The sequence below is a fragment of the Nocardioides sp. CPCC 206348 genome (genome assembly GCF_048654705.1).
In the GTDB taxonomy this organism is placed as follows: Bacteria; Actinomycetota; Actinomycetes; order Propionibacteriales; family Nocardioidaceae; genus Nocardioides.
This window is the reverse complement of the sequence record NZ_JBMCZA010000112.1, coordinates 32,109-32,573: the sequence shown is the minus strand read 5'-3', so window position 1 is coordinate 32,573 and position 465 is coordinate 32,109. Positions and strand designations below refer to the sequence as shown.

General features: G+C 66.7%; 1 protein-coding gene and 1 tRNA gene. One reads left to right on the top strand and one right to left on the bottom strand.

The window, feature by feature from the left end; all coding sequences use genetic code 11:
• Positions 1-4: 4 nt before the first annotated feature.
• A tRNA-Pro gene (locus ACOADB_RS06775) sits at positions 5-78 on the bottom strand.
• 108 nt (positions 79-186) lie between these two features.
• Between ACOADB_RS06775 and ACOADB_RS06770 the strand changes: the two genes are divergently transcribed.
• The coding region (locus tag ACOADB_RS06770) for a hypothetical protein (RefSeq protein ID WP_378597192.1) at positions 187-465 on the top strand (279 nt) is incomplete at its 3' end.

Here is a 465-nt window from a genome sequence, read left to right as displayed (position 1 = left end):
AACGTCGGGCTGACAGGATTTGAACCTGCGACCCCCTGACCCCCAGTCAGGTGCGCTACCAAGCTGCGCTACAGCCCGAACACTTCGTACGGGATCGCCGTCCGAAGCGCTGGGAACCTTACCGCAGCCGCATCTACTGACCCGAATCGCCCTCCGCGAACAGTCAGAGTGGGATAGGAATCAGGGATGGCCCGACGATTCCTTGCTGCCCTGGCGTTGCCCCTCGTTCTCGCTGGCTGCGGCAACGACGACAGGTCAGGCGCCGACCACGCGGACGATGCCCCGACCACGGCGACCACGGCAGCGACCACCGGCGACACTGGGTCGGGCGGAATCAGCGCCGCAGACAGGACCGCGATCGAGGAGACGGTCCGGGAGTTCCTGGTCACCGGCGACTGCGACCTGGCCACCGTTGAGTACCTGCGCGACATCTCGCTCTTCGCCGAGGACGACGCGACCCGCGAG